Annotated in this window: 18 protein-coding genes; 12 read left to right on the top strand and 6 right to left on the bottom strand. The window is 63.1% G+C overall.

Annotation, left to right across the window (positions count from 1 at the left end; all coding sequences use genetic code 11):
- Window positions 1-2 precede the first annotated feature (2 nt).
- The 3 genes from fdhD (at window position 3) to QTJ18_RS19980 (ending at window position 3,016) form a co-directional block, all read left to right on the top strand.
- Window positions 3-857 carry a formate dehydrogenase accessory sulfurtransferase FdhD gene (fdhD, locus tag QTJ18_RS19990; protein WP_252754368.1) on the top strand — a complete coding sequence of 285 codons (855 nt, stop codon included), beginning with the start codon at window positions 3-5 and terminating at the stop codon, window positions 855-857.
- Window positions 835-1,179 carry a formate dehydrogenase subunit delta gene (locus tag QTJ18_RS19985; protein ID WP_252754369.1) on the top strand — a complete coding sequence of 115 codons (345 nt, stop codon included), beginning with the start codon at window positions 835-837 and terminating at the stop codon, window positions 1,177-1,179. The genes fdhD and QTJ18_RS19985 overlap by 23 nt, the downstream gene beginning before the upstream one ends.
- Window positions 1,180-1,363: 184 nt before the next feature.
- Window positions 1,364-3,016: an OFA family MFS transporter gene (locus tag QTJ18_RS19980; RefSeq protein ID WP_252754370.1), complete on the top strand. Its 1,653-nt coding sequence runs from the start codon at window positions 1,364-1,366 to the stop codon at window positions 3,014-3,016.
- A 104-nt stretch (window positions 3,017-3,120) separates the two neighbouring features.
- On the opposite strand, the gene QTJ18_RS19975 is transcribed toward QTJ18_RS19980, so the two are convergent.
- Both QTJ18_RS19975 and QTJ18_RS19970 read right to left on the bottom strand, forming a co-directional pair.
- Window positions 3,121-3,972, bottom strand: a complete 852-nt coding sequence (locus QTJ18_RS19975; protein WP_252754371.1) for an asparaginase domain-containing protein — start codon at window positions 3,970-3,972, stop codon at window positions 3,121-3,123.
- Window positions 3,973-4,284: 312 nt separating this feature from the next.
- Window positions 4,285-4,764, bottom strand: coding sequence for a chemotaxis protein CheW (locus QTJ18_RS19970; RefSeq protein ID WP_252754372.1), 480 nt, complete (start codon window positions 4,762-4,764; stop codon window positions 4,285-4,287).
- Here QTJ18_RS19970 and QTJ18_RS19965 point away from each other — a divergent pair.
- On the top strand, window positions 4,748-4,978 hold the full coding sequence (locus tag QTJ18_RS19965; protein WP_252754373.1) for a hypothetical protein: 231 nt from the start codon (window positions 4,748-4,750) through the stop codon (window positions 4,976-4,978). The two genes, QTJ18_RS19970 and QTJ18_RS19965, sit on opposite strands and share 17 nt — an antisense overlap.
- Here QTJ18_RS19965 and QTJ18_RS19960 read toward each other — a convergent pair.
- The 3 genes from QTJ18_RS19960 to QTJ18_RS19950 form a co-directional block, all read right to left on the bottom strand.
- A complete protein-coding gene (locus QTJ18_RS19960; RefSeq protein ID WP_252754374.1) occupies window positions 4,975-11,073 on the bottom strand; it encodes a translocation/assembly module TamB domain-containing protein in 6,099 nt (2,032 codons plus the stop codon). The genes QTJ18_RS19965 and QTJ18_RS19960 overlap by 4 nt on opposite strands.
- 63 nt (window positions 11,074-11,136) lie before the next feature.
- Window positions 11,137-13,053, bottom strand: coding sequence for an autotransporter assembly complex protein TamA (locus tag QTJ18_RS19955; protein WP_252754375.1), 1,917 nt, complete (start codon window positions 13,051-13,053; stop codon window positions 11,137-11,139).
- A gap of 194 nt (window positions 13,054-13,247) precedes the next feature.
- On the bottom strand, window positions 13,248-13,499 hold the full coding sequence (locus tag QTJ18_RS19950; RefSeq protein ID WP_252754376.1) for a YMGG-like glycine zipper-containing protein: 252 nt from the start codon (window positions 13,497-13,499) through the stop codon (window positions 13,248-13,250).
- 296 nt (window positions 13,500-13,795) lie between these two features.
- On the opposite strand from QTJ18_RS19950, the gene QTJ18_RS19945 reads away from it, so the two are divergent.
- From QTJ18_RS19945 to hemA, 4 genes are all read left to right on the top strand, one after another.
- Window positions 13,796-14,287 (top strand): (2Fe-2S)-binding protein, encoded by a 492-nt coding sequence (locus QTJ18_RS19945; protein WP_252754377.1) that lies wholly within the window; start codon window positions 13,796-13,798, stop codon window positions 14,285-14,287.
- A gap of 121 nt (window positions 14,288-14,408) precedes the next feature.
- The gene (locus tag QTJ18_RS19940) at window positions 14,409-16,775 is read left to right on the top strand and encodes a xanthine dehydrogenase family protein molybdopterin-binding subunit (protein WP_252754472.1); all 2,367 of its coding nucleotides are present in this window, start codon (window positions 14,409-14,411) and stop codon (window positions 16,773-16,775) included.
- Window positions 16,776-16,795: 20 nt separating this feature from the next.
- Entirely contained in the window at window positions 16,796-17,593 is a 798-nt protein-coding gene (locus QTJ18_RS19935) for an FAD binding domain-containing protein (protein WP_252754378.1), read from the top strand.
- 212 nt (window positions 17,594-17,805) lie between these two features.
- Window positions 17,806-19,020, top strand: coding sequence for a 5-aminolevulinate synthase (gene hemA, locus QTJ18_RS19930; RefSeq protein WP_252754379.1), 1,215 nt, complete (start codon window positions 17,806-17,808; stop codon window positions 19,018-19,020).
- Window positions 19,021-19,154: 134 nt separating this feature from the next.
- On the opposite strand, the gene QTJ18_RS19925 is transcribed toward hemA, so the two are convergent.
- Window positions 19,155-20,564: a helix-turn-helix domain-containing protein gene (locus tag QTJ18_RS19925; protein ID WP_252754380.1), complete on the bottom strand. Its 1,410-nt coding sequence runs from the start codon at window positions 20,562-20,564 to the stop codon at window positions 19,155-19,157.
- A 131-nt stretch (window positions 20,565-20,695) separates the two neighbouring features.
- Between QTJ18_RS19925 and QTJ18_RS19920 the strand changes: the two genes are divergently transcribed.
- The 4 genes from QTJ18_RS19920 (at window position 20,696) to QTJ18_RS19905 (ending at window position 25,691) form a co-directional block, all read left to right on the top strand.
- Window positions 20,696-22,228: an acyl-CoA carboxylase subunit beta gene (locus tag QTJ18_RS19920; RefSeq protein ID WP_252754381.1), complete on the top strand. Its 1,533-nt coding sequence runs from the start codon at window positions 20,696-20,698 to the stop codon at window positions 22,226-22,228.
- Window positions 22,229-22,316: 88 nt separating this feature from the next.
- Complete coding sequence (gene yghU, locus QTJ18_RS19915; protein ID WP_252754382.1) at window positions 22,317-23,210, top strand: glutathione-dependent disulfide-bond oxidoreductase; 894 nt, start codon at window positions 22,317-22,319, stop codon at window positions 23,208-23,210.
- Window positions 23,211-23,298: 88 nt separating this feature from the next.
- Window positions 23,299-23,676, top strand: coding sequence for a hypothetical protein (locus tag QTJ18_RS19910; RefSeq protein ID WP_252754383.1), 378 nt, complete (start codon window positions 23,299-23,301; stop codon window positions 23,674-23,676).
- Between the two features lie 2 nt (window positions 23,677-23,678).
- Window positions 23,679-25,691 carry an acetyl-CoA carboxylase biotin carboxylase subunit gene (locus QTJ18_RS19905; protein WP_252754384.1) on the top strand — a complete coding sequence of 671 codons (2,013 nt, stop codon included), beginning with the start codon at window positions 23,679-23,681 and terminating at the stop codon, window positions 25,689-25,691.
- Window position 25,692: the final 1 nt, after the last annotated feature.

Raw genomic sequence — 25,692 nt, 5'->3', positions numbered from 1 at the left:
AGATGGAGAAGGGACAGAGCCTGCGGGTCAGCGAGTGGCAGTTTCGGCAGGGCGTGCTGGCCGAAGGCCGGCGCATCGTGCCGGAGGAAGTGCCGATTGCCTTTTCCTATGGCGGCTCGACCCATGCGGTGATGATGGCGACGCCGGCGGATCTGGTGGATTTCGCCTATGGCTTCTCCCTTGCCGAGGAGATCATCACGAAAGCCGATGACATTCTTGCCGTGGAGCCGATTGAAGCAGGTGGCGGGATCGATATCCAGATCACCCTCAAGGATGCCACGGCGGAGGCACTGTCGGCGCGCCGGCGCCGCATGGCGGGCCCCGTCGGCTGCGGTCTCTGCGGCATCGAGTCGATCGAGCAGGCCGTTCGCACGGTGGCGCAGGTGAGCGAACCGCGGTTTGCGCTGACGCCGCAGGCCGTTGCGGACGCGGTGCGCCTGCTGGGCGAGGGGCAGGATCTCAACCGGGAGACCCGGGCCGTCCACGCTGCCGGCTACCTCGCGCTTGGCCGCGTGCCGGAGGGGCAGAAGCCGCTTCTGGCGATCCGCGAGGATGTCGGGCGCCACAATGCCCTGGACAAGCTTTGCGGTGCCGTGTTGCGGGCGGAGCGAAGGCCCGATGAAGGCGCGGTGGTGGTGACCAGCCGCCTGTCGGTGGAGATGGTGCAGAAGACGGCCCTGCTTCGCTGCCCCTTCCTGATCGCCATTTCCGCACCGACGGCTCTGGCCATCGAGACGGCGCAGCAGGCGGGGATGACGTTGATCGGCATTGCGCGCGGCGCGGAATTCGAAGTGTTCACACGGCCGGACCGGCTGATGATGGGAGAGGCGGGCAATGTCGCTGAGTCACACGGATGAGAAGCTGGTGCGGATGGCGAACCAGATTGCCACCTTCTTCCTCTCGCAGCCCGTCGATGTCCGGGCGGAGGGGGTTGCGACCCATATCAACAAATTCTGGGAGCCGCGGATGCGGCGCCGGTTTTTCGAGATGATCGATGCTGGAACCGGCGGATTTTTGCCGCTGGTGATCGAGGCGGCATCGATGATCAGACGTCCGCAGGATCCGACCACGCAGGCGATCGGCCTGGGGACGGATGCGGCACAGGGTGCGCCGGGCGGAGGAGGCCCTGTCGCGGGAGAATCTTTGTCGGAGCCCAGCGTTCCGGCAGGCGCGTCGTGATCGGCGGCGGACCGGGCGGGAGCCCCCGAAGCCCCGCTGATCCTCCCCGCTGATCCTCCACGCAGAGAGGGAAATGCCGCTGGCCTTTGCTGCGCTTTCGGCCCGCCCCGTTCAACAGCCTGCTCACTTGCGTGAGCGGGAGCGGATTTGTGTGTCCTGGCATTCCAAGAGGGAGGTATTGTCAATGGCAGTTGCAGGCGTAAGCGGAGGAGATCTGACGGGAGTCGGCATCCTCGATCGAGAGAGAATTATCGCCAAGCCCGGTTTCAATCGGTGGCTCGTGCCGCCGGCCGCGCTGGCCATCCATCTGTGCATCGGCATGGCCTACGGCTTCAGCGTGTTCTGGCTGCCGCTGACCAGGGCGATCCAGAATCCGGATCCGAGCTGCACGAGCCTGACCTTGATCGGTGCCTTGTTCACCACCGCCTGCAATTGGCGCGTGGCGGATCTCGGCTGGATCTACACGCTGTTCTTCGTTCTCCTGGGGTGCTCGGCCGCCATCTGGGGTGGCTGGCTGGAAAGGGCCGGCCCCCGCAAGGCAGGCTTTGTCGCCGCCTGCTGCTGGTGCGGCGGCATTCTTGTCGCGGCGCTTGGCGTGATGAGCCACCAGCTCTGGCTGATGTGGCTGGGCGCCGGCGTCATCGGAGGCATCGGTCTTGGCCTCGGCTATATTTCCCCGGTATCGACACTGATCAAGTGGTTTCCCGACCGGCGCGGCATGGCCACCGGAATGGCGATCATGGGCTTCGGTGGCGGCGCGATGATTGGTGCGCCGCTCGCCAACCTGTTGATGAACACGTTCAAGACGGATGTCTCGATCGGCGTCTGGCAGACCTTCGTCGTCATGGCGATCATCTACTTCGTCTTCATGATGGGCGGCGCCTTCGGCTACCGCATTCCGCCCGCTGGCTGGCGGCCCGAGGGCTGGACACCGCCGGCGGCCAAAAGCCACATGATCACCCATCGCCACGTCCATCTGCGCGATGCGCACAAGACGCCGCAATTCTGGCTGATCTGGGCGGTTCTCTGCCTAAACGTGTCGGCCGGCATCGGTGTCATCGGCATGGCCTCGCCCATGCTGCAGGAGATCTTTGCGGGTTCGCTCATCGGTCAGCCCGGCGTGGCTTTCGCCCAGCTCGATGCGGGCCAGAAGGCGCAGATCGCGGCGATCGCCGCAGGATTTACCGGGCTTCTTTCGCTGTTCAATATCGGCGGCCGCTTCTTCTGGGCCTCGATGTCCGACAAGATCGGCCGCAAGAATACCTATTTCTGCTTCTTCATCCTCGGCATTCTTCTCTATGCCGCGGCACCCACGCTCGCGGCGCTCGGATCGAAGGCGCTGTTCGTCATCGCCTTCGGCATCATTCTGTCCATGTATGGCGGCGGCTTTGCCACCATTCCCGCCTATCTGGCGGATATATTCGGCACGCAGTTCGTCGGGGCCATTCATGGCCGCCTGCTGACCGCCTGGGCCACGGCCGGCATCGTCGGGCCCGTGGTCGTCAATTATATCCGCGAGGCCCAGATCGCCGCAGGTGTGGCGCCGGGACCGGCCCTCTATACCAGCACCATGTATATTCTGGCGGGCATGCTGGCGCTTGGCCTTGTGGCGAATGCCTTCATCAAGCCCTTGTCGGAGAAATGGTTCATGTCGGAGGAGGAGGTGGCGTCGCTTCAGGCCAAGACGGCGGCAGCCAATGCCGGCCCGACCGGGTCCTTCGGGATCGGCAAGGGCTCGCTCGACGCCAAGGCGGCCATTGCCTGGGCGATCGTCGGCATCCCGCTCCTGTGGGGTGTCTGGGTGACGCTGAAGAGCAGCCTCGTCCTGTTCGGCTGAGACGGGAAGCAATCGCGCAGGAGCCGGCGCTTGCGCCGGCTGCTAATCGCTTTGGCCGGCGCTTGCGCCGGCTTCTCTTTGCCTGGAGGCATCGATTTCTGAAATTACGTGTTCAGCCACAAATGGATGAGGGCCGCTTCCGGCGTTTCCAGGCCGCCATTTTCCACCCCCGTGCTCCACAGGCCGGCGCCGGCGGCATAGGCGCCCGGGGTCAGGCCACCAGCCTCGCACTGGCTGACGGCGCGGATGCGCTTTTTTGCCTTGACGGCCTTGTCAAGCGCCGACAGGATTTGCGGATCCGACATGGCAGTTCCTGAACCGAAAACCCGCAGCACCGCCGCGTCGAGATGGTCCAGTGCGCCCGCAAGGGCAGCGGCTGGCATGCCAGGCGACAGGGTCAGGATGGCGATACGGCGATCCTGTGCGAAACGCCGTGTCCCGGGCGGGCCGGGTTGCGCCTGCGGCTGCGTTCGGAAACTATCGGCGGCATGGCTGTCATGTTTGACGAGCCCGCCTGCTTCGAGCAGCCTGCCGGCGAAAGCGAGCCGGATGCCGGGGCGATTGTCGCGGACAGCATCGATCGCCAGCGACAGATTGCCCTCCGCATCACCGCCCTGACCGAGCGGCAGCATGGAGCCGCACAGCACCACGCATCGATCCTCCCCCGCCAGAGCCTGGATGAGCGCCGCGCCGGTGAATGCCATGGTATCGGTGCCATGGGTGATGATGACCGGCATGCCCGCATGCGCGCGGATGGCATCGAGGATCTCGTTCCAGTGATGCGGTCCGAGATCGGCACTGTCGAGAAGCGGGCGAAACACATGCGACACAAGGGACATGCCCTCAGGCAGCGCGTCGCGGATGGCGTCCTCGACACGGCCTTCGACAGGGGCCAGTCCGTTCGGACCTTCGGCCATGCCGATCGTTCCGCCGGTGTGGATGAGAAGCAGGTGCATTGTCATGTCCTTCGCCCGGCGCAATGCAGGATCAGGCCGCCCGGAACTGCGACGCAGAGCATTTCCAGTAAAACCGGGATCAACTGAAATTCTTGATCTCTTTGTTCTTTTAGCAATCCGGACGCAAAACGGCTGACGCATTTTTGCCGGACCTGCTCTATCCGGGAGGTTCAGCCTGTCTCGCCCATGCAAACGGGGCAGCGCCGTCCAGCGCCGCCATCCAATATCACGTCCGGCCGCTTGCCGCCGCCCTGGCTTTTGCCGGATGATCTGCCGCGCCGACGGGTCGGTCCTGTCGGCCAGCCGCCTTCATCAGGCGGCGAGATCGTCCAGATCGCTGCCCTTGAACATCTTGGAGAGGTTGAGGAAGCAGATCATGCCGTTTTCCGTGGCGATAATGCCTTCGGAGAAGGACTTGTCGAAGGAGGCGGAAACCTCCGGAACCGGCTGAACCTGGCTCGACGGGATGGTGAGGATGTCGGAAACGCGATCCACCAGCATGCCGATCACCATATTATGGACTTCCGCCACGACGATTGCGGAGCGCTCATTGGCAACCGTGCTCTTCATGCCCAGCTTGTAGGCAAGATCGATGATCGGGATGACCGAGCCGCGCAGGTTCATGACGCCGATCACATCGGCAGGCGCATGCGGAATGGGTGTCGACGGCGCCCAGCCGCGTATTTCCCGGATTGTCGTCGTCTTGACGCAGAATTCCTGGTCATGCAGCCGGAATGCGATGATCTCCAGGGTTTCGCCGCCGAAGGTGGTCGTAGTGATTGTGGTCGCCATCCAATTTCCCCATTCTCCGATGCCGGACCGCAGCGGCTGCACCACGATCGGCGCCTGCGTGCTGAGCCAGAATTTCAAGCGCGCCGGCGATGCAAAAGGCTGGCACCGGACGCGTGATGGAAAGACTAGCGCAAACTCGTTGCTTAAAGCTGAACAGGTTTTTCAGTGGCGGCACGCCGGAGGTGAAACCGTCAAAGCACTTGGGGCGCTCTAATATTCCTTTTCGTAGAAGATGCCGGCAGAGCCGCCTTCCGTTCCCGCGGATCCTTTGAGCTTCAGGCCCCGGCCGATATCGAGATTGATGGTTGCGCGGGTTCCGCCATCGCTGCCGCCCTGTTCCAGCTGCAGATAGGTGCGGTTGTTCAGGCGCCGGCCGATGGACACGCTGGTCTGGCCGCTTTCATCGGTCTGGATGTCGAGGTCGTCAATGCCGAGCGATGCTCGCAGCGATTGCAGGAGCGAGGTATCGCCGCCGCCGGCAAGCTGGCTGACAGCATCCGCCAACTGGGCGATCTGCAGGGCTGAGAGGCGCGACAGCGACTGCCCGAAGATCAACTGGGCCAGGATCTCGTCCTGGGGCAGGGCCGGAGACGAGCCGAAGGAGATATCGGGATTGTTTGCCTGGCCCGTGACGTTGACGGTAATCGTGGTCTGGCCCGAACTTGTTGTGGCGGTAAAATCGATCACCGGCACCAGGCTGCCGCCGAAGGTGATGCGGCCTTCGGTAAAGTCCAGCCGTTTGGTCAGGATCACGATCCTGCCCCGCCTGAGGTCGAAAGCGCCGATCACGATCGGCGCGGTGGTATTGCCACGAATGGTCAGGGCGCCGCCCAGTTCCGCATCGATGCCGCGGCCGCGGACAAAGATGCCGTTCGGCGCATTCAGCGTTAGATCCAGGTTGATGCCCGTGCTGGTTCCGTCGCCGCCGCCCTGCGGGCCGAGCGTCTGCAAAAGCGCGCGCACATCGGCGGGGGCATTGACGTGTTTGACGTCGATCTCGGCGAGCGAGGACGGAAGCGTCGCCGGAACGGTGATATCGGCGCGGACGAGGGTGACCGCGCCACCGATCGTCAGGCCGCCGAGAAGCGGGCCGGACACGGTCAGCCCGCCATTGACCTTGGCCGTGACCAGGTCGCCATCCACGTAAACGGCATTGTCGAGGGCGATGCGAAGATCGGCGGCATAGCCGTCCCGCAGCCCGATCGTGCCCTGCACGGAGACCCGGCCGCCGGTGGAAATGGCGGCGGAGGCGGCAGACAGCGTGGCGGTATCGCGGTTGAAGGTAATGTTGGCGGTCAGATTGTTCAGCGCGAGATTGCGCCTGACATCGATCAGCCTTGCGCCGCTCGTCGTCGCCGTCCCGGTGACTGCCGGCGCCGATGCGGTTCCGCCGATCGCGACATTCACATTGCCATTGCCTTGAAGTAGAAAGCCCTGGCTTGCCAGCGGCGCGGCCGCAAGGGCGAAGGGGAGATTGCCCTGAACCCGCAGATCGAGCGGAAAGCCGCCGGCCAGTCCCACCGTTCCGCCGCCCGTCACGCTCAGTCCGCTCGCTCCGGACAGGCGGGTCTCGACCTGCAGGCGCTGCGGTGTGACGCTGCCCTCGGCAACGATATTGAAAGGCGCCAGGCCCGCGGTTCTGGTCTGGGCTACCGAGGCGCCGCTCCAGGTGAGGTCGAAGGCGCCGCCCGGACCGGAGCCTTGCAGGGAGGAGATGCGTCCGGAGATCGTGCCGGTCGCGCCGAGACCGGGTTGGAAGGCGTCGGCGAGCCGGGCCGGCAGGGCGTTGATGTCGGCGTTCAGATCCAGCTGCGGCACGTCGCCGGCGAAGGAGACACTCCCCGCCGCCGTCACCGAGAGCCCCTCCGGACCGGTCAGCGCGGTGTCGCGCAGCGTCAGCCGGCCATTCTCGAAACGGCCGGCGGTCTTCAGGTTCAGCCCGCCAATGCCGGAATCGCCCTGGCGCCGGATCACCCCTTGCGACCAGCGCAGGTCATATTCGGCGGCCGGGGCAGACAGGGTTCCGCTAACGCTCGCTGTGCCCGAGATCATGCCACCGGCCTCGATGCCGGGCAGGAAGCTGTTGGCAAGATCGGCGGGCACCGAGGATAGTTCCGCAGTCAGGTTGAGTGCGCGGTTCTCCGCCATTCCGATTGTCCCTTGCGCTTTTGCGGACAGGCCGGATGGACCGCTGAGGCTTGCCTGCTGCAGGGTGAGGACTGCATTGTCCAGCGAGCCTTTCGCCTGCACTTCAAGACCGGCGAGTCCGGCGGAAAGGGTCTGGCGCAGCTTGGCATCGCGCCAGGTGAGATCGAATTGCGTCACCGGCGCGTCCGGCGTGCCGGAGGAGGAAACCGTTCCGGAGATCATCCCGCCGGCCTGCAGGTCCGGTACAAAGGCATTGGCGAGATTGGCCGGAAGAGCGGCAATGCTGGCATTGACATTCACGAGCGGAGCCTGGTCCTGGCGCAGGCGAATATTGCCCGTGGCAGTGACCGACAGACCCGAAGGATCCGTCAGGCGTGTCTCTTCCAGCGTGACCAGCCCGTCCGCGAAACTTCCTCGCATGCGCGCCTCGATGGCCGAGGCGCCGGCCTGGCGGGTCTGCGCCGTCGAACCATCTGCCAGTTGAACATCATAGCCGACGGAGGGGGCTGCCAGCGTGCCTGTCGCGTTGATGGAACCGCGAAGCAGGCCGCGGGCATCGAGGTCCGGCCGCGCCACATTGGCGAGCGAGGCCGGCAGCTGTGCGAATTCGGCACTGATAGCGAGAGGCGCGCCTGCTGCCAGGCCGGCGGAGCCGGAGGCCGTCAGGCTGAGGCCCTGCGGTCCGGTCAGGCTGCCCCGATCGAGTGTCACGGTCTGTTCGGCAAAACGACCCTGGATCTCGGCTGAAAGGCCGGTCAGGCCTGCGGCGCGGGTCTGGGCCAGCGAACCATCGGCCCAGTTCAGCGTGAAGCCTGCCTGCGGCCGGGAAAGCGTTCCTTCGACCAGCGCCTGGCCGGACAGAACGCCCTGCGCGCCCAGATCCGCCTTGGCAATGTCGATCAGCGCCGCCGGCAGGGCATTGATCCTGGCCTCCATGCGCAGCTGCCGCTCGCCGGCCAGCGATACGGTTCCTGCCGCCTCGGCGGAAATGCCGTTCGCGCCGCTGATGCGCAGCGCATCGACAGCGATGGCATTGTCAGCGAAACCACCCTCGAGTGTTGCCGAAAGCGGGCCGATTTCGGCATCACGCGTCGGCGCGATGGATGCGTTCGTCAGCGCCAGTGAAAAGCGCGCCTGTGGTGCTGCAAAACTGCCGGTGACCTGCGCCGTGCCGCGCACATCGCCCTCGGCGGCAAGATCGGGCCGCAGGGCATTGGCGAGGCCGGCCGAAAGTTTTGAAAGATCGACGGTCAAGTCCAGCCGCCCGGGCTCCGCGAGCGTGATCGTGCCATTGGCCGTGGCGGAAACCTGGTCCTCGACATCCACCCCGGCGCTTTCCACGGTCACCGTTCCCGCCTCGAAACGTCCGCGCGCCGTGATCGTCGCGGGGGCAAGCCCAAGCGATCGCGTCTGGGCGATCGCCGCCGCATCCCAGTTCAAGCCGTAGCGAAGGCTGGGACTGGCGAGCGTGCCTTGCACCGTCACGACGCCGCCGATCGCACCGCCGGCGGCCAGTTGCGGGACAAAGCTGTTGGCAATGGTCGCAGGAAGCGCATTGATGCGGATAGCGAGGTTCAGCTGGTCGCCGGAGCCGCCCTCCATCACGATCTGGCCGCCGCCGGCGGTCAGGCGGATCGCGTTGAATTGCAGCGTATTGCCGCTGATCGCGATGCGCGCCGGCTCCGTCAGCTCAACCGGCACGCCCTGCGGCACGGCGGAGAACCGCTCGATCGTCAGCGCCATGTCGCTGGCATCGGGATTGCGGTCCAGCGTTCCTGCCAGAACCAGCGGCGCATTGGAATAGGCGGCGGAGAGATCGAAACTGGTGCGGTTGGCCTCCTGCGTCAGGCCGAGCGTCAGGCCGGACAGGGTCTGGTTGCCGATCGAGAAGGTATCGGCCTTCACCGTGCCCTGCGCCTGCAGGTTCATCACATTGGCGCTTGCAAGGTCGATAGCCGGCGCCCGCAGCGTGACGCCCTGGGCGGTCAGAGCCTGGCCGGTCGCCGTGATTTTCGAGGCCAGCACGCCACCATCATTGGCCAGCGATACCGTGCCCTGCAGGTCGCCGCTTGCCTGCTGTCCGGCAAGGGTCGCCAGAAGCGCGATGTCCGGCAGCTGGAAGTTCAATTCTCCGGCCGGCAGATAATTATCCGAAAGGCTGAGCGCGCCGCTGACCTGGTTCTCGCCGACATTCAGGTCGAGATCAGGCAGCGTGATGCGCCCGTCCTTCTGATTGATGGCCGTTTGCAGTCGAAGCGGCTTTCCGTCGATAGAGCCGGCCAGGGCGACGTTGCCGCTCAGCCCTTCCGGACCGGTTGCGCCGGTGATATCGGTGGTCACGGCCTGCAGCAGATGACCGCTCAGCCTCAGCTCGGCGGCATTGAGAACCGCCTTCAATGCAAGCGCTTCCGGCGGGCCGCTAAAGCTCATATCATAGCCGACCGGTCCCTTGGCATCCTTGCGCAAGCGACCGATATCGGCCAGTCGGCCTGCCAGTTCGCCGTCGAGCCGGCCCTTGTCGAAGATGATATTGCCGTGGCCGTCGATGAGGCTTGACTTGAGAACGACGTTTTCGAGGCTCATCCGGCCGCCGATGACGCTGTCCACATAGCCTTCCAGGCCGATCGTATCGCTGAAATAGCGCCCCGCGGCCTCGGGCAGGCCATTGGGATTGAGCGAGACGCGCACATTCCCCATCAGTGTCTGCTTGCTCTGGTTGAATGCGCCCGACACCGTGCCGGATATGTTGGCGCTTTCGAAGGTCGCGGCATCCAGGCCAATCGCCGGCATTTCCAGCCGGATCGGTGCATCGAGGCGGATCGGCCCGTCGATCAGCCTGTCGAGATTGGGTTCGTCGAAATCGGCGGTGGCAGCCGTCAGCCGCGTCCGGATGCTGCCGGCCGTGGTGACCATGTTGAGGTCTTCGCTTTCCGCCTGCAGGCGGACCTGACGGAAGGTGGCGCCGGAAGCGGAGAGGGTGCTAAGCGCCGCGGTGGCATTGAAGCGCGATGCCTCTGCCGGACCGGTGAGGGTGAAGTTCAGCTTGTCGAGCGAAATGCGGGCTGGAGCGCCGCCGAGCGGCCACTGGATCTCGACCGGACCATTGGCGGCGGCAAGGCTTCCCGTCAGGCTGTTGTCGCCGGACGGATCCACCGCCCCTGCGGCCGAGAGCTTCATCGCACCATTGGTCAGGGTGCCGTTCTTGATCTCGATGCGCCCGCTTTCGGCGACATTGGCCGTCACCATGATATCCGTGCGTTCGGCAAAGAGAGGCTTGATGGCAGGGGGCAGCAGCTCCGCCAGCTGGCCACCGCCTTCGATGTGAATGCTGTGCGCGCCTTCCGGTGTGAGTTGATGTCCGCCATCCACGCTGATCACCGGCTTGCCGGCGACGGTTCCGCGCAAGGCACCTGTCCAATTGGACAGCGGGCCGCGGCCATCCATGGCGAGAGCCACGGACGGTGCGCCCGGAAGATGCAGCAGACGGGCAAGAAGGCCGCCCTGCGGCTCGGAGACCAGGGCCTGCAGCTTCAGTTCGTTCTGGTTCGGAGCAAAGACAAGATCGGTCTTGGCGATCGCATTGGGGGCATCCTTGCGCCGCGCCGAGAGCTGCAAGGCCACACGCTCATCCGTGGCATCGGCAGAACCTTCCGCCGAAAGCTGGAACGGGCGGCCCGTGAGGTTGGCGCCGAGCTCGATATCGGGCAGCTGGAAGGAGTTGATCACCACCGCGACGGGAAGGGAAAAGCCGCTGGAGGAACCGGAGGAAGTCTGCGTCACGGGCGGTTCGACGGCAAGCGGGGCGCGGGCGATCGAAAGCTGGTCCAGCTTGATGTTGTCGGCGCGGAAAGTGCCCGTCAGAAGTGACAGGGGCGACCAGTCCACCAGGATGTTTTGTGCCCTTGCATAGACGCCTTCGGTGTCGGAAAGGGCGACCTCATCGATATGCAGATTGCCTGTCAGCAGCCCCCGCGTGCCATTGATGGCGATCTGTCGCTCGGGCGTGGACAGGAAATTGCTGAGCATGCGGCCGGCGAGCTGGCTGCCGGCCGGGACAAAGCCGAAAAACAGCACAACCGCAGTCACCACGACAAGCAGAAGCGCCACCGCGGCAACCGCAATGCGAATGATCCCTGTCGTCAGGCGGGATGAGGATGACATGAATGCGGGTTCACTCTTCTAGCAGCCGGATCTATTTATCCTGATCAACGTTACAATTCGACATCAGAATGATTGCCCGATGCCCGCATAGATACCGTATCGACTTCCCCCGTCATAGCGGTTCAGCGGCAGCGCAACATCAAGCCGCAGCGGACCAAACGGGGTGGAATAGCGCAAGCCTATGCCTGCTCCCATACGGATATCGGAGAAATCGGGCACGATTTCGTCGGAAACGGTGCCGGCGTCGAAAAAGGGCACGATTCCGATCTTTTCGGTGATCTTGAAGCGCAGTTCGGCCGAGGCGATTGCATAGGAAAGCCCGCCGGTCGCCTTGTTCTCGGCATTGTAGGGCGAGATCTCGCGGAAACCATAGCCCCGCACCGAGCCGCCGCCACCGGCGAAATAGCGCCTTGTGGTGGGTATGGCGCGCACCGTCTCAGTGCCGATGATCGTGCCGCCCGACAGAAGTCCGGCCAGCACGATGCGGTCGTCCTCGCCGAGACCGAGATAACCGGATGCCGAAGCGTCGAAGGAGGAGAAGAAGGTGCCGCCATAGGTTTCATAGCTTGGCTGCGCCTTCAGCGTCGCGCGGTAGCCTTCTGTCGGATCCAGCTTGTTGTCACGCGCATCGCGCTCGAAGGTGACGGGCAGCGACGGCGTCAGATAGGTGTTCTTGCCGAAGGCGTCCTCGGTCTTGCTCCAGCTGATGTCTATGCCGGCCGTGACGGTGTCCAGATCGCTCAGCTCATAGGAAAAGATGGTCTTGCCGGTGATCGTGTTGGCCTCATAGGCATCCGGCGTCTCGCGCTCGGCCTCCAGGCTCGCATCCAGCGTGATGCGCGGCATGAAGATGCCGGGCTTGCGGAAGAAGATGCCGGCCGAATAGTCGAATGTGGTATAGTCGGTCGTTGCCTCGATGCCGGAGACCTTGCCTTCGATGCGCAGCGACTCCGCTTCGCCGAAAAGGTTTCTGTGGCCCCAATAGCCCGACAATGCGGCGCCATCGATCGAGGAATATTCGGCGCCGAAGCCGAAATAGCGGAACTTGCCCTCGGAGACCTCGATCGTCAGCGGCAGCGATCCGTCGGGCGCCAGGGCATCGGCCTCGCGAATGGTCACGCTGGAAAATACGCCGAGCTCGCGCAGGCGCTCGCCCGCCTTTTTCAACTGCTCGGGCGAATAGCGCTCCTGCTGGTCCAGCCGCGAATAGCGACGGATGAAATCCGATTTCACCGCCTTCGAACCCGTCACGGCGACAGCGCCGATCGGCGCGATAGGGCCGCTTTCGGCCACCATGGTGATGTCGACCTGGTCTGTCGCGTGATCGGCCACGACGTCGCGGCGGGTCAGCTCGGCAAGCGGCCGGCCCTCCGCCTTCAGGTCGCGGACGATCCGCTCGCCGGCCTTGATAATGGCGACCGAACCGGCCGGCTTGCCGGATTCAAGCTCGTAATCTGCCGGGTTCAGCCGCGCTGCATCGCCCTCGAGCGTCACCTGGCCGATGGTGAAAGCCGGGCCGGGTTCGACGGTCACAGTGACCGGAACCGGCGCGCTGTGGTCGAAGACGGGGCTGGGCGGCAGTCGATCGATATCGGTGCCGGCGATGGTAATGCGCACCACGCCGCCATAGCGGGCTTCTTCGTAAAGAATGGCCACCAGTCTTTCGCGGTCTTCCCTGGCCTTGATCACCAGGCCGAGATCGCCGGAGACGGGCTGTTCCTCATCATTGACCAGCGCCGTCGCGGTTTCCAGCCGGTCCTTCAGCTCGCCTTCGGCCGCGGTCGTATCGAGGCTTGCATCATAGCGAACAGGATCGATGACATCGGCCGCCTCCTCCTCCTCGCTGCCGAAGAGGGTGATGCCGAACAGCTTCAGAGCATGGGCTTCGCGGCTGGTGGGAGGGAGAATGCAAAACGACGCGGCAAGGCAGGCGATAACGCCAAATTTTTGCAGAAGGGCAAAACCGCTCGGCTCGGGCATGTCATTGCTCGTACTCAGTGTGCCGTTACTCAGTGTGCCGTTCCCACGCTACGGCCCCTCGGCCTATTACACTTTTAGCTAATGTAAACCAGAATGCACCATCAGGGTACGGTGATTCTGGCCGGGATGCGAGAAAAGGCTCCGGCGAAACCGCCGAAGCCTTTTCTCGATCATGGACGATAAGCCCTGCTGGCTTAGCAATTGTCGATGTAGCGGCGGCCGTTACGGTCGCGATAGTAGCACTGGCCAGGCTGTTCGGCGACAGAGCCGATGAGAGCGCCGCCAACGCCGCCGACAGCCGCACCGACCGCCGCGCCACGCACATTGCCGGTCGCCAGGCCGCCGATGACAGCGCCGCTACCGGCACCGATGGCCGCGCCGCGTTCCGTCTGCGAGCAGCCGGCCATCGTCAGGCCGACGATCATGAGTACAAATGCCTTTTTCATCACTCTCTCCAGTTTCAACAGGCTTCGCCTGCAGTGAGCCGCGCAACACATGGGCTCGCGCACTCGATTAACAGCCCCGCTTGAAGGCAAGAATAAGGTCCGGGCGCGGGAAGTCCATATCTGCCGCGAGGGTTTTCGCATGATCAACCCGGTGGACCAGATGTGAAAGTGCTGCCGCGCCGAATTGTTCCATGTCACGAAACTATCTGTTGATCCCCCGCCAAAAAAGGAAAATGATGAGCACTGTGTTTGAGGAGACACGCGCCTTCCATAGGAGGGCAAACGGGAGGATCATCATGGCGAAAGTGACGTTGACGGTGAACGGCCGTCAGATGTCGGGCGAGTGCGACGACCGCACCCTGCTGGTTCATTTCATACGCGAGAAGCTGGGGCTCACCGGCACTCATGTCGGCTGCGACACCACCCAATGCGGTGCCTGCGTCATCCATATGGACGGGCACTCGGTCAAGAGCTGTTCCATCCTGGCGGTGCAGGCCTCCGGCTCCACCGTCACGACGATCGAGGGCATAGCCGCGAATGGCGAACTGCATCCGGTCCAGGCGGCGTTCAATCAGCATCATGGACTGCAATGCGGTTTCTGCACCCCCGGCATGGTCATGACTGCGCTCGACATGATCTCGCGCCATGGCGGCAGCCTCGATGAAGCTACGATTCGCCACGAGCTGGAGGGCAATATCTGTCGGTGCACCGGCTACCACAATATCGTCAAGGCGGTGCTGTCGGCCAATGAAGCGATGCATGGAGCCGCCCAGCAGGCGGCCGAATAGACAGACGCGAACAGGATGCAGCGAAGTGCGACGAGATGGCCGCTGAGCGGCCCGTCGCGTTCTCCACTCCCCTGTTCGCCATTCGCCACTCAGTATTCGCTCGTTTCGGGAGGAGATGACTATGGGCATGGAAGGCATTGGTGCGCGGGTCACGCGCAAGGAAGACAAGCGGTTCCTGACCGGCAAGGGCCGCTATACCGACGATATGATCGTGCCGGGCATGAAATTCGCCTATTTCGTCCGCAGCCCGCATGCCCATGCCAGGATCACCGGGATCGATGCCGCGACGGCAAAGACCATGCCGGGCGTGATCGATGTCTTGGAGGGCAGGCAATTGCAGGCGGATGCGATCGGCAATCTCATCTGCGGCTGGATGATCCACTCCAAGGACGGGTCGCCGATGAAGATGGGCGCTTGGCGTCCGCTCGCCGTCGATACGGTGCGGTATGTGGGCGATGCGGTTGCCATCGTCGTTGCTGATACGGCGGCGCAGGCGCGCGATGCGGCCGAGGCTGTGATCGTCGATTACGAGGAGCTGCCGGCGGTGACGACCTCGCTTGCAGCGCTTGGCGCGGGCGCGCCGCAGATCCATCCGGAAGCGCCCGGCAATCTGATCTTCGACTGGCAGATCGGCGATCCGGACGCGACGGACGCCGCCATTGCCGCGGCTGCCCATGTCACGGAAATCGAGATCCTCAACAACCGCCTGTCGCCGAACCCGATGGAGCCCCGCGCGACGCTCGGCATATACGACGCTGCCGAAGATCACTTCACCTGCTATACGACGAGCCAGAACCCGCATGTGGCGCGTCTTGTCATGAGCGCTTTCTATAATGTCGCGCCGGAAAACAAGCTGCGCGTGATCGCGCCGGATGTCGGCGGCGGCTTCGGCTCGAAAATCTATATCTATCCGGAAGAGATCGTCTGTCTCTGGGCGTCCAAGAAGACGGGCGTCCCGGTGAAATGGACATCCGACCGGACGGAAGCCTTCCTGACCGATGCGCATGGCCGCGATCACGTGTCCAAGGTCAAGATGGCGTTCGACCAGGACCACCGCATTATCGGCCTGAAGGTCGATACGATCGCCAATCTCGGCGCCTATATGTCGCTCTTCTCCTCGGCGGTGCCGACCTATCTCTACGCGACGCTTCTATCCGGCCAGTATGCCATCCCGGCAATCCACGCCAATGTCCGCACCGTCTACACCAATACGGTGCCGGTCGATGCCTATCGCGGGGCGGGGCGGCCGGAAGCCACCTATCTGCTGGAACGGACGATGGAAACGGCGGCACGCGAGCTCGGCATTTCCCCGGCGGAGCTTCGCCGCAAGAATTTCATCCGCAGCTTCCCCTATCAGACGCCGGTCATCATGAATTACGATGCCGGCGATTACGAGGCCTCGCTGAATGCCGCCATGCAGGCGGCGGATTGGCAGGGCTTTGCCGGCCGCAAGGCGGAGGCGGCACGGCGCGGAAAGCTGCGCGGCATCGGCATGAGCTGTTACATCGAGGCCTGCGGGATCGCGCCGTCGCAGGCGGTCGGTTCGCTCGGGGCCGGAGTGGGTCTCTGGGAATCGGCCGAGGTGCGGGTCAATGCGGTCGGCACGATCGAGGTGCTGACAGGCTCCCACAGCCACGGCCAGGGTCACGAGACAACCTTTGCCCAGCTGGTGGCCGACCGGCTCGGCGTTCCCATCGCCAATGTCAATATCGTCCATGGCGATACCGATAAGGTGCAGATGGGCATGGGCACCTATGGCTCGCGATCGGGAGCGGTCGGCATGTCGGCCGTGGTGAAGGCGCTCGACAAGGTGGAGATGAAGGCCAAGAAGATCGCCGCACATCTGATGGAGGCCGACGAAAGCGATGTCGTTATCGAAAATGGCGAGTTGAAGATTGCCGGCACCGACAAGACCTTGCCCTGGTTCCAGGTGGCGCTTGCGGCCTACACCGCGCACAACCTGCCGGCCGGCATGGAGCCGGGCCTGAAGGAAAGCGCCTTCTACGATCCCTCCAACTTCACCTTCCCGGCCGGCTGCTACATAGCCGAAGTCGAGATCGACCCGGAAACCGGCAAGACGGAGATCGTCCAATTCGTCGCGGCGGATGATTTCGGCAATATCATCAACCCGCTGATCGTCGAGGGCCAGGTCCATGGCGGACTGGCGCAGGGCATTGGCCAGGCGCTGCTCGAAGAGGTGCGCTATGATGAGGAGACCGGCCAGATCCTGACGGCAAGCTATATGGATTATGCCATGCCGCGTGCCGATGACCTGCCCTATTTCCAGCTGTCGCACCAGAACACTCCCTGTCCCGGCAATCCGCTCGGCATAAAGGGCTGTGGCGAGGCCGGCGCGATCGGTTCGCCGCCGGCTCTGATCAATGCGATCACGGATGCCACTGGCGTTCTGGATCTTTCCATGCCGGCGACGCCGCTGAAGGTCTGGACTGCGCTGCAGGCTGCACCCGCGCGCGTGGCGGCCGAATAGACGAAGGGGAGGAGAAGATCATGTATGAAACAAGCTATCACCGTCCGTCTTCGATCAAAGAAGCGGTCCAATTGCGGGGAGCGCATGAGGAAGGCCGATATTTGTCGGGCGGCATGACACTGATCGCCACGATGAAGCAGCGCCTGGCCGCGCCGTCCGATCTTGTCGATCTGCGCCATATCGCCGGGCTGGCGGGTATTTCGGTCGAAGGCCGTCAGGTGAGGATCGGAGCGGCGACGCCCCATGCCAGCGTGGCGGCATCCGATGCCTTGCGGGCCGTGTGCCCGGCAATCGTCAAGCTCGCCGGCATGATCGGCGATCCGCATGTCCGGCACATGGGAACGATTGGCGGGTCGGTGGCCAATAATGATCCCGCCGCGGATTACCCCGCCGCCATGCTGGCGCTCAATGCCACCATCGTCACGGATCGGCGGAGCCTGTCCGCCGACAATTTCTTCCAGGGCATGTTCGAGACGGCGCTCGATGAAACGGAAATGATTACCGAGATCCGCTTCGAAGCGCCGGACAAAGCCGGATATGCGAAATTCGCCAATCCCGCTTCCCGCTATGCGCTGACCGGGGTTTTCGTCGCCAGAGCGGGCGCTTCCGTGCGCGTCGCCGTCACCGGTGCGGGCTCCAATGGTGTCTTCCGCGTGGCCGCCCTGGAGGAGGCGCTCTCCCGTTCCTGGTCCCCCGAATCAGTGGCGGCCGTCAGCGTCGATTCGGCGGATCTGATGTCGGATATGCATGCGACGGCCGAATATCGCGCCAATCTGGTGCGGGTCATGGCCAAGCGCGCGGTCCTGGATGCCGCTTGAGGTGCAGAATCTTGGGAGGCGGCGGCGTTTGCCGCCGCTTTTTTGTCCAGGCTTGATGTAAATCAACAGTCTGTTAGAGGACCTGCCCTAATTTTAGATTGGAATTGTTCAAAGAAATGGGCCAAATGCCGCAGGTGACCGCGAATTGCATCTGCCGGGGTTGACGCCTGAGAGGCTGCGACCCAAAAAAGGGCAGGTTCTGGAGTGTAGGAATGAATTTCGAGGCATTTTTCAAAGGCGAACTGGACAGCCTTCATCAGGAAGGCCGCTATCGCGTCTTCGCCGATCTCGAGCGGCATCGTGGCAGCTTTCCGCGCGCCACGCGCCATACTCCGGATGGCCAACGCGAAGTCACCGTCTGGTGTTCCAATGATTATCTCGGCATGGGTCAGCATCCGGCCGTGATCGCTGCCATGCATGAGGCGATCGATCACTGTGGCGCGGGTGCGGGAGGCACCCGGAATATTTCTGGAACCACCCATTATCACGTTCTGCTGGAGCAGGAGCTGGCTGATCTGCACGGCAAGGATGCCGCCCTGATCTTCACCTCGGGCTATGTCTCCAACTGGGCGACGCTCGGAACACTCGGTGCGAAGATCCCCGGACTGATCATCTTCTCCGACGCCTTGAACCATGCATCGATGATCGAAGGCATCCGCTACGGCAAATGCGAGCGGGTCATCTGGAAGCACAATGATCTGGACGACCTGCGCAAGAAGCTTGCTGCGGCCGATCCCAAGGCGCCGAAGCTGATCGCTTTCGAAAGCGTCTATTCGATGGATGGCGATATCGCGCCGATCAAGGAGATCTGCGACCTCGCTGACGAATTCGGTGCCATGACCTATCTGGACGAGGTGCATGCTGTGGGCATGTACGGGCCCCGCGGCGGCGGCATCGCCGAACGTGAAGGCCTGATGGACCGCATCACGATTATCGAGGGCACGCTTGGCAAGGCCTTCGGCGTCATGGGCGGCTATATCACCGGCTCGCATGCCGTGTGCGATTTCGTCCGCTCCTTCGCCTCGGGCTTCATCTTCACGACCGCCATTCCGCCGGCCCTGGCTGCCGGCGCCGTGGCCTCCATCCGCCATCTGAAGGCGAGCCCCTTCGAGCGCGCGCGCCATCAGGATCGGGTGCGCAAGCTGCGCGCCTCGCTCGATGCCCGCGGTATTCCGCACATGCCCAATCCCAGCCATATCGTGCCGGTAATGGTCGGGGATGCTGCGAAGTGCAAGTGGATCTCGGACCTTCTGCTCGACCATTCCGATGTCTACGTGCAGCCGATCAATTACCCGACGGTGCCGCGCAAGACGGAGCGCCTGCGCATCACGCCGACGCCTCTGCATTCGGATGCCGATATCGAGCATCTGGTCGGTGCCCTGCACCAGTTGTGGTCGCGCTGCGCGCTCGCGCGCGCGGTGGCTTGAAGGCGGTCATTCGGCGGAGCATTTAGAACCGATCGTGCTTACACGGTCGGTTTTTTACTTTTTACTAAAGGTTGCTTTCGGCGCCTTCTCCCTGTCTCGATAGTTTCACCTATCGAGAACTGTTTGTTATGCCTTCACACAATTCGATAAGGCACGATCGAGCGATTGTCGTGGTCCACCGAAAGCCGGCTCCTCAACGGTGGCATAGCCCGCTGAGGACAGTTGTGACGTTCGCAGATGCGGCAGGAAATGCCGATCGGTTCGAAGGCGGCGCGATTGGCAAGGTCGAGGTCATCGGCATAGACGAAGCTGTCGGCATAGGAGATCTCGCAGCCGAGGGCGAGCGCGTAACGCGGCTGGACGGCGCGGAAGCCACCGCTGCCCTTGGTGATCTGCGTGGCAAGGCAGAGATAGCGCATGCCGTCCGGTGTTTCCGCCAATTGACGGATGATCCGTCCCGGCATTTCAAAGGCCTGATGGACATTCCAGAGGGGACAGGCGGCGCCGAACCGGGCAAATTGCAGCTTGGCGGCGCTGTGGCGCTTGGTGATGTTGCCGGCCCGGTCGACCCGCGCAAAGAAGATCGGCACGCCTTTCTGTCCGGGCCGCTGCAGCGTGCTCAGGCGGTGACACACCTGTTCCAGGCTGGCGCCGAAATGCGCCGCCAGAAGGTCCAGATCGTGACGCAGCGCCCGGGCGCGCTTCAGGAAGGTCTCGTAGGGCAGCAGAAGCGCGCCGGCGAAATAGTTCTGCAGGCCGATCCGGCAGATTTCCATGGCCTCCGCCGTGCGAAACCCCGCCTCACGGGCCAGCCGGTCAATGGTATCTGCGGCATGCAATTGCGCGATCTGCAGCGCCATCTGGAAATCCCGGGTGGCGGGCGCGGCATAGGCATTGAGCGATAGACGGCGCGATGCCGGATCAAAGCGTCGGATCAGATCATCCTGGAGGGCAGTGCGTTCCACCGCAACGCCGAAGCGCTCGAGAAGCACGCTCTGCAGGGCAGCATGATTGTCTCCGCCGCCCAGGCCAAGATCACCCGCCAGCCTTTCCGCCATGACGTCCAGATCGTGAATATAGTTGTCGACGAAGTGGAAATAGTCGCGCACTTCGTCATAGGGGGTTGCCTCCTGCAAGGCGCCGCGACCCAGGCGATCGTCCATGCTGGCCAGTTGCTCGCCGGAGCGGCGGTAGGCCTGATGCGCGGCAATCAGGGCATGGGCGAGGCCTGGCGCATTCTGGGTGACCAGTTTCAACTCCTGCAGGCTGGTGCCATTGCCGTCGAACAGCGGATCCGAAAGGGCTTCGGTGAGCGCGGAGAGCAGTCTATCGCCCTCGCCGGATGAAAGATCGGCAATGCTCATGCCGAATTTTTCCGCCAGCGCCAGAAGAACCGCTGCCGAGACGGGACGCTGATTGTTCTCAATCTGGTTCAGGTAACTCGTCGAAATGCCGAGCCGTTCGGCAAATTGGGACTGGGTCGCCTTTGCCGTTTCGCGCAGGTCACGGACCTTGCGACCGATATAGAGTTTTCCGCCCGCCATGTTTGCAACTTCGCAAATTTGTGTTTGCAGATTTATAAATTACACAGGCTCACCCATTCAACGAAAATCGATGTTTCGTGCCGCATTCGGGCGGGGTAGAAAGCAGAAGGGAAAATATCTGGGAGGCAGCATTGCGCGCAGTCTTGAGCGAAGTGGAGGCACGGCGGGCGGAAGCGCGTCTGGGTGGCGGGCAGAAGCGCATCGATGCGCAGCATGCCAAAGGCAAGCTCACGGCGCGCGAGCGCATCGAGGTGCTGCTCGATGAAGGCTCCTTCGAAGAATACGACATGTATGTCACGCATCGCTGCGTCGATTTCGGCATGGCCGAGCAGAAGGTGCCGGGCGACGGCGTGATTACCGGCTGGGGTACGATCAACGGTCGCCAGGTCTATGTGTTCTCGCAGGATTTCACCGTACTGGGCGGCTCGCTCTCCGAAACCCATGCACAGAAGATCTGCAAGATCATGGATATGGCGGTCCGGGTCGGAGCGCCGGTGATTGGCCTGAACGATTCCGGCGGCGCGCGCATCCAGGAAGGCGTCGCCTCGCTCGCCGGCTATGCGGAAGTCTTCCGCCGCAATGCCGAGGCCTCCGGCGTCGTCCCGCAGATCTCGGTGATCATGGGTCCTTGCGCCGGCGGCGCGGTCTATTCGCCGGCCATGACCGACTTCATCTTCATGGTGCGCGATTCATCCTACATGTTCGTCACCGGCCCGGATGTGGTAAAAACGGTGACGAACGAAATCGTGACGGCGGAGGAACTGGGCGGTGCCTCCACCCACACCAAAAAGTCTTCCGTTGCCGATGCGGCTTATGAAAACGATATCGAGACACTGGAGGCGGTGCGTCAGCTTTTTGATTTCCTGCCGCTCAACAATCGGGAAAAGCCGCCGGTTCGTCCGTTTTTCGATGATCCGGGACGTATCGAGATGCGGCTCGACAGCCTCATCCCGAATTCACCCACCAAGCCCTATGACATGAAGGAGCTGATCTTCGCCATTGCCGACGAAGGCGACTTCTTCGAGATCCAGGAAGCCTTTGCCCGTAATATCGTCACCGGATTCATCCGGCTGGAGGGGCAGACGGTCGGCGTCGTCGCCAACCAGCCCATGGTGCTGGCCGGCTGCCTGGATATTGACGCCTCGCGCAAGGCGGCACGCTTCGTGCGCTTTTGCGATGCCTTCTCCATTCCGCTTCTGACGCTCGTCGATGTACCGGGTTTCCTTCCCGGTGTGGCGCAGGAATATGGCGGCGTCATCAAGCACGGCGCCAAGCTACTCTTTGCCTATTCGCAAGCCACGGTGCCGATGGTGACGCTGATCACTCGCAAGGCCTATGGCGGCGCCTATGATGTCATGGCCTCAAAGCATATCGGTGCCGATGTCAACTATGCCTGGCCCAGCGCTGAAATCGCGGTGATGGGTGCCAAGGGCGCAGCCGAGATCCTGTACCGCTCCGAACTCGGACATGCCGAGAAGATCGCTCTGCGGACGAAGGAATACGAAGAGCGGTTTGCCAATCCCTTCGTGGCAGCCGAGCGCGGCTTCATCGACGAGGTGATCATGCCGCATTCGTCGCGCCGTCGCATCGCGCGGGCCTTCGCATCGCTGCGCAACAAGCAGGTGACGACGCATTGGAAAAAGCACGACACGATTCCGCTTTGATGCTCGCGCGGCGTTTTGCATCGCCTATATCTTGAGAGCAACGCCATTCCTCCAGGGCGTCCTCCTCACGAACGAAGGATCTGATTTTATGAGCGATTCCAAATTTCCGCCGGAAAACAACCTGCCCGCCGGCTACGAGCCTCCCAAGGTCTGGACCTGGGAGCCGGGGAATGGCGGCGCTTTTGCCAGCACGAACCGGCCAATCGCCGGTGCCACGCATGAAAAGGAACTGCCTGTCGGGAAGCATCCGCTGCAGCTCTACTCGCTCGGCACGCCGAACGGCCAGAAGGTCACCATCCTCCTGGAAGAACTGCTGGAGGCCGGTCATAGAGGCGCTGATTATGATGCCTGGCTCATCAATATCGGCCAGGGCGACCAGTTCGGCTCCGGCTTTGTCGGCGTCAATCCGAACTCCAAGATCCCGGCACTGATGGATCATCAGCCCAAGGGCGGCGGCGAGCCCGTGCGCCTGTTCGAATCCGGCTCCATTCTCGTCTATCTGGCGGAGAAATTCGGCGCATTCCTCGAAACCGATCTTCGCGCCCGCGCCGAGGCCATGAACTGGCTGTTCTGGCAGATGGGATCGGCACCCTTTGTCGGGGGCGGTTTCGGCCATTTCTATACCTATGCGCCAATGAAGATCCAGTATGCCATCGATCGCTATGCCATGGAGGCCAAACGCCAGCTGGACGTGCTGAACCGCCAACTGGCGGATCATGAATTCGTGGCCGGCGCCGCCTATTCGATCGCCGACATGGCCATCTGGCCTTGGTATGGCCGGCTGGCGCTCGACCAGTCCTATCCAAATGCGGGCGATTTCCTCAGCACCGGCGATTACCAGCACGTGGTGCGCTGGGCGCGGCAATTGGCGGAGCGTCCGGCGGTCAAGCGCGGCGGTATCGTCAACAAGGCGTCCGGCGATCCCGGTACTTTCCTGCCGGAACGTCACGCCGCATCCGATTTCGACGGGCTGACGATCTGAGGACGATCCGAGACTGCACTCCACCTGCCTCTTCCGCTTCCTGGAAGAGGCAGTCCGATCCGACAGAAAGCATGCACTGGAGACTGCCATGGCCAATTTGCCCGAAATGACGAAACATCGAGGTTTTCCAGGCGGCATGCCGGGCACAGGCGTGCAGTTCACCATCAGGCGGGCCAATCCGCGCGGTGTCACGCCATTGAAGGCGCTTCCCCGCAAAGCAAGGCCCGGCACCAAGGAACATCGCATCGACGCGGCCTTCCTGCATGCGCTCTGGCATCATTTCGGCGCGGAACCCTTCGAGCGCGGCAATCTGGATGCCGCTCGCCTCAGCCTGCTCTTCGGACGCGAAGTGGTGGCGGTGGAAAAGGATTTCGATCCGCTGTCCTACGAGGCGCTGCTGCAGATCAACGAACGCCTGGCGCGGCAGAATTTCCCCGAATCCTTCGAAGACGTGTTTGAGGTTTGAAAATGGCGTTGACCAAGATCCTGATTGCCAATCGCGGTGAGATCGCCTGCCGCGTCATCCGCACCGCAAAGAAAATGGGGATCAAGACGGTCGCCGTCTATTCCGATGCCGATGCCAATGCCCTGCATGTGCGCGAAGCCGATGAGGCGGTGCATATTGGGCCGGCCCCTTCGTCGCAATCCTATATCGTCATTGACAGGATCCTCGACGCCATCCGCCAGACCGGTGCCGATGCCGTGCATCCGGGCTACGGCTTCCTGTCTGAAAACCCGTTATTCGCCGAAGCGCTGGACAAGGCCGGTGTGACCTTTATCGGGCCGCCTGTCGGTGCCATCCAGGCCATGGGCGACAAGATCACCTCCAAGAAGATCGCCGCGGAAGCGGGCGTCTCCACCGTTCCCGGGCATATGGGGCTGATCGAGGATGCGGAAGAGGCAGTCCAGATTTCCGCGTCCATTGGCTATCCGGTCATGATCAAGGCCTCGGCCGGTGGCGGGGGCAAGGGCATGCGCATTGCCTGGGGCGATGAACAGGCACGCGAAGGTTTCCAGTCCTCGAAGAACGAGGCGAAGAGCGCATTCGGGGACGATCGGATCTTCATCGAGAAATTCGTGACTGAGCCCCGGCACATCGAGATCCAGGTGCTGGGCGACAAGCATGGCAACTGCCTTTATCTGGGGGAACGCGAGTGTTCCATCCAGCGGCGCAACCAGAAGGTCATCGAAGAAGCCCCGTCGCCCTTCCTGACGCCGGAAACGCGGCGCGCCATGGGTGAGCAGGCTGTGGCACTGGCGAAGGCTGTGGGCTACCACTCCGCCGGCACGGTGGAATTCATCGTCGACGGCAAGGCCAACAAGTTCTATTTTCTCGAAATGAATACCCGCCTGCAGGTCGAGCATCCGGTGACGGAGCTGGTGACCGGGATCGACCTCGTGGAGCAGATGATCCGCGTCGCAGCCGGCGAAACGCTTTCGTTCACGCAGGAGCAGGTGCGGCTCGATGGCTGGGCGATCGAAAGCCGCCTCTATGCCGAAGATCCCTTCCGCAACTTCCTGCCCTCGATCGGACGGCTCAGCCGCTATCGCCCACCCGTCGAAGGCAAGCAGCCGGACGGCACAGTCGTCCGCAATGATACCGGCGTCTATGAGGGCGGCGAGATCTCCATGTATTACGATCCGATGATCGCCAAGCTGTGCACCTGGGGCGAGACGCGCGAGGTGGCGATCGACGCCATGGCCGCGGCACTGAATGATTTCGAGGTGGAGGGCATTGGCCACAACCTGCCCTTCCTCTCGGCCGTCATGGGGCAGGAGCGCTTTCGTGCTGGCCGGCTGACCACCGCCTATATCGCGGAAGAATTTCCGGATGGATTTACCGGTGTCGCGCCGGATGCCGAAGCGTCGCGCAAGCTTGCCGCCGTGGCGGCGATCGTCCAGCGCCGCGTGCAGGCACGGGCAGCCCGGATTTCCGGCACCATCGGCAATCACGCCCGTGTGGTCGGCACGAATTGGGTCGTTCAGATGGGCGAGGCGAAGCATGCTGTCTCGCTGTCCGGCCCTGCGGATGCCGAGCGCGTCGAATTCCTTGATGACGGTAAGGCGATCACCGTGGAAAGCGCATGGCAGCCGGGCGATACCCATGCGCATGTGCTGCTGAACGGCGAAAAGCTTGGCGTAAAGGTGGAGCTTGTCGGTTCGGCAATCCGGCTTCGCGCCAATGGCATGGATGTCTCTGCCCGCGTGCGCTCGTCCCGGGTGGCGGAGCTTGCCCGGCTAATGCCGGTGAAGCTTCCGCCGGACACGTCGAGAATGCTGCTCTGCCCCATGCCGGGGGTCATCACCGGCGTGGCGGTCAAGGCCGGAGACAGTGTGGAAGCCGGCCAGACGCTGGCAACCGTCGAGGCCATGAAGATGGAGAACGTGCTGAAGGCGGAGCGCAAGGGCGTGGTCAAACGCGTCGCGGCGAGTGCCGGCCAGAGTCTTGCGGTGGACGAGCTGATCATGGAGTTCGAGTGAT

The sequence above is a fragment of the Rhizobium sp. SSA_523 genome (genome assembly GCF_030435705.1).
Taxonomy (GTDB): domain Bacteria; phylum Pseudomonadota; class Alphaproteobacteria; order Rhizobiales; family Rhizobiaceae; genus Neorhizobium.
Note: the sequence above shows the minus strand (reverse complement) of the source record. Positions and strands in the feature narration are given on the sequence as shown.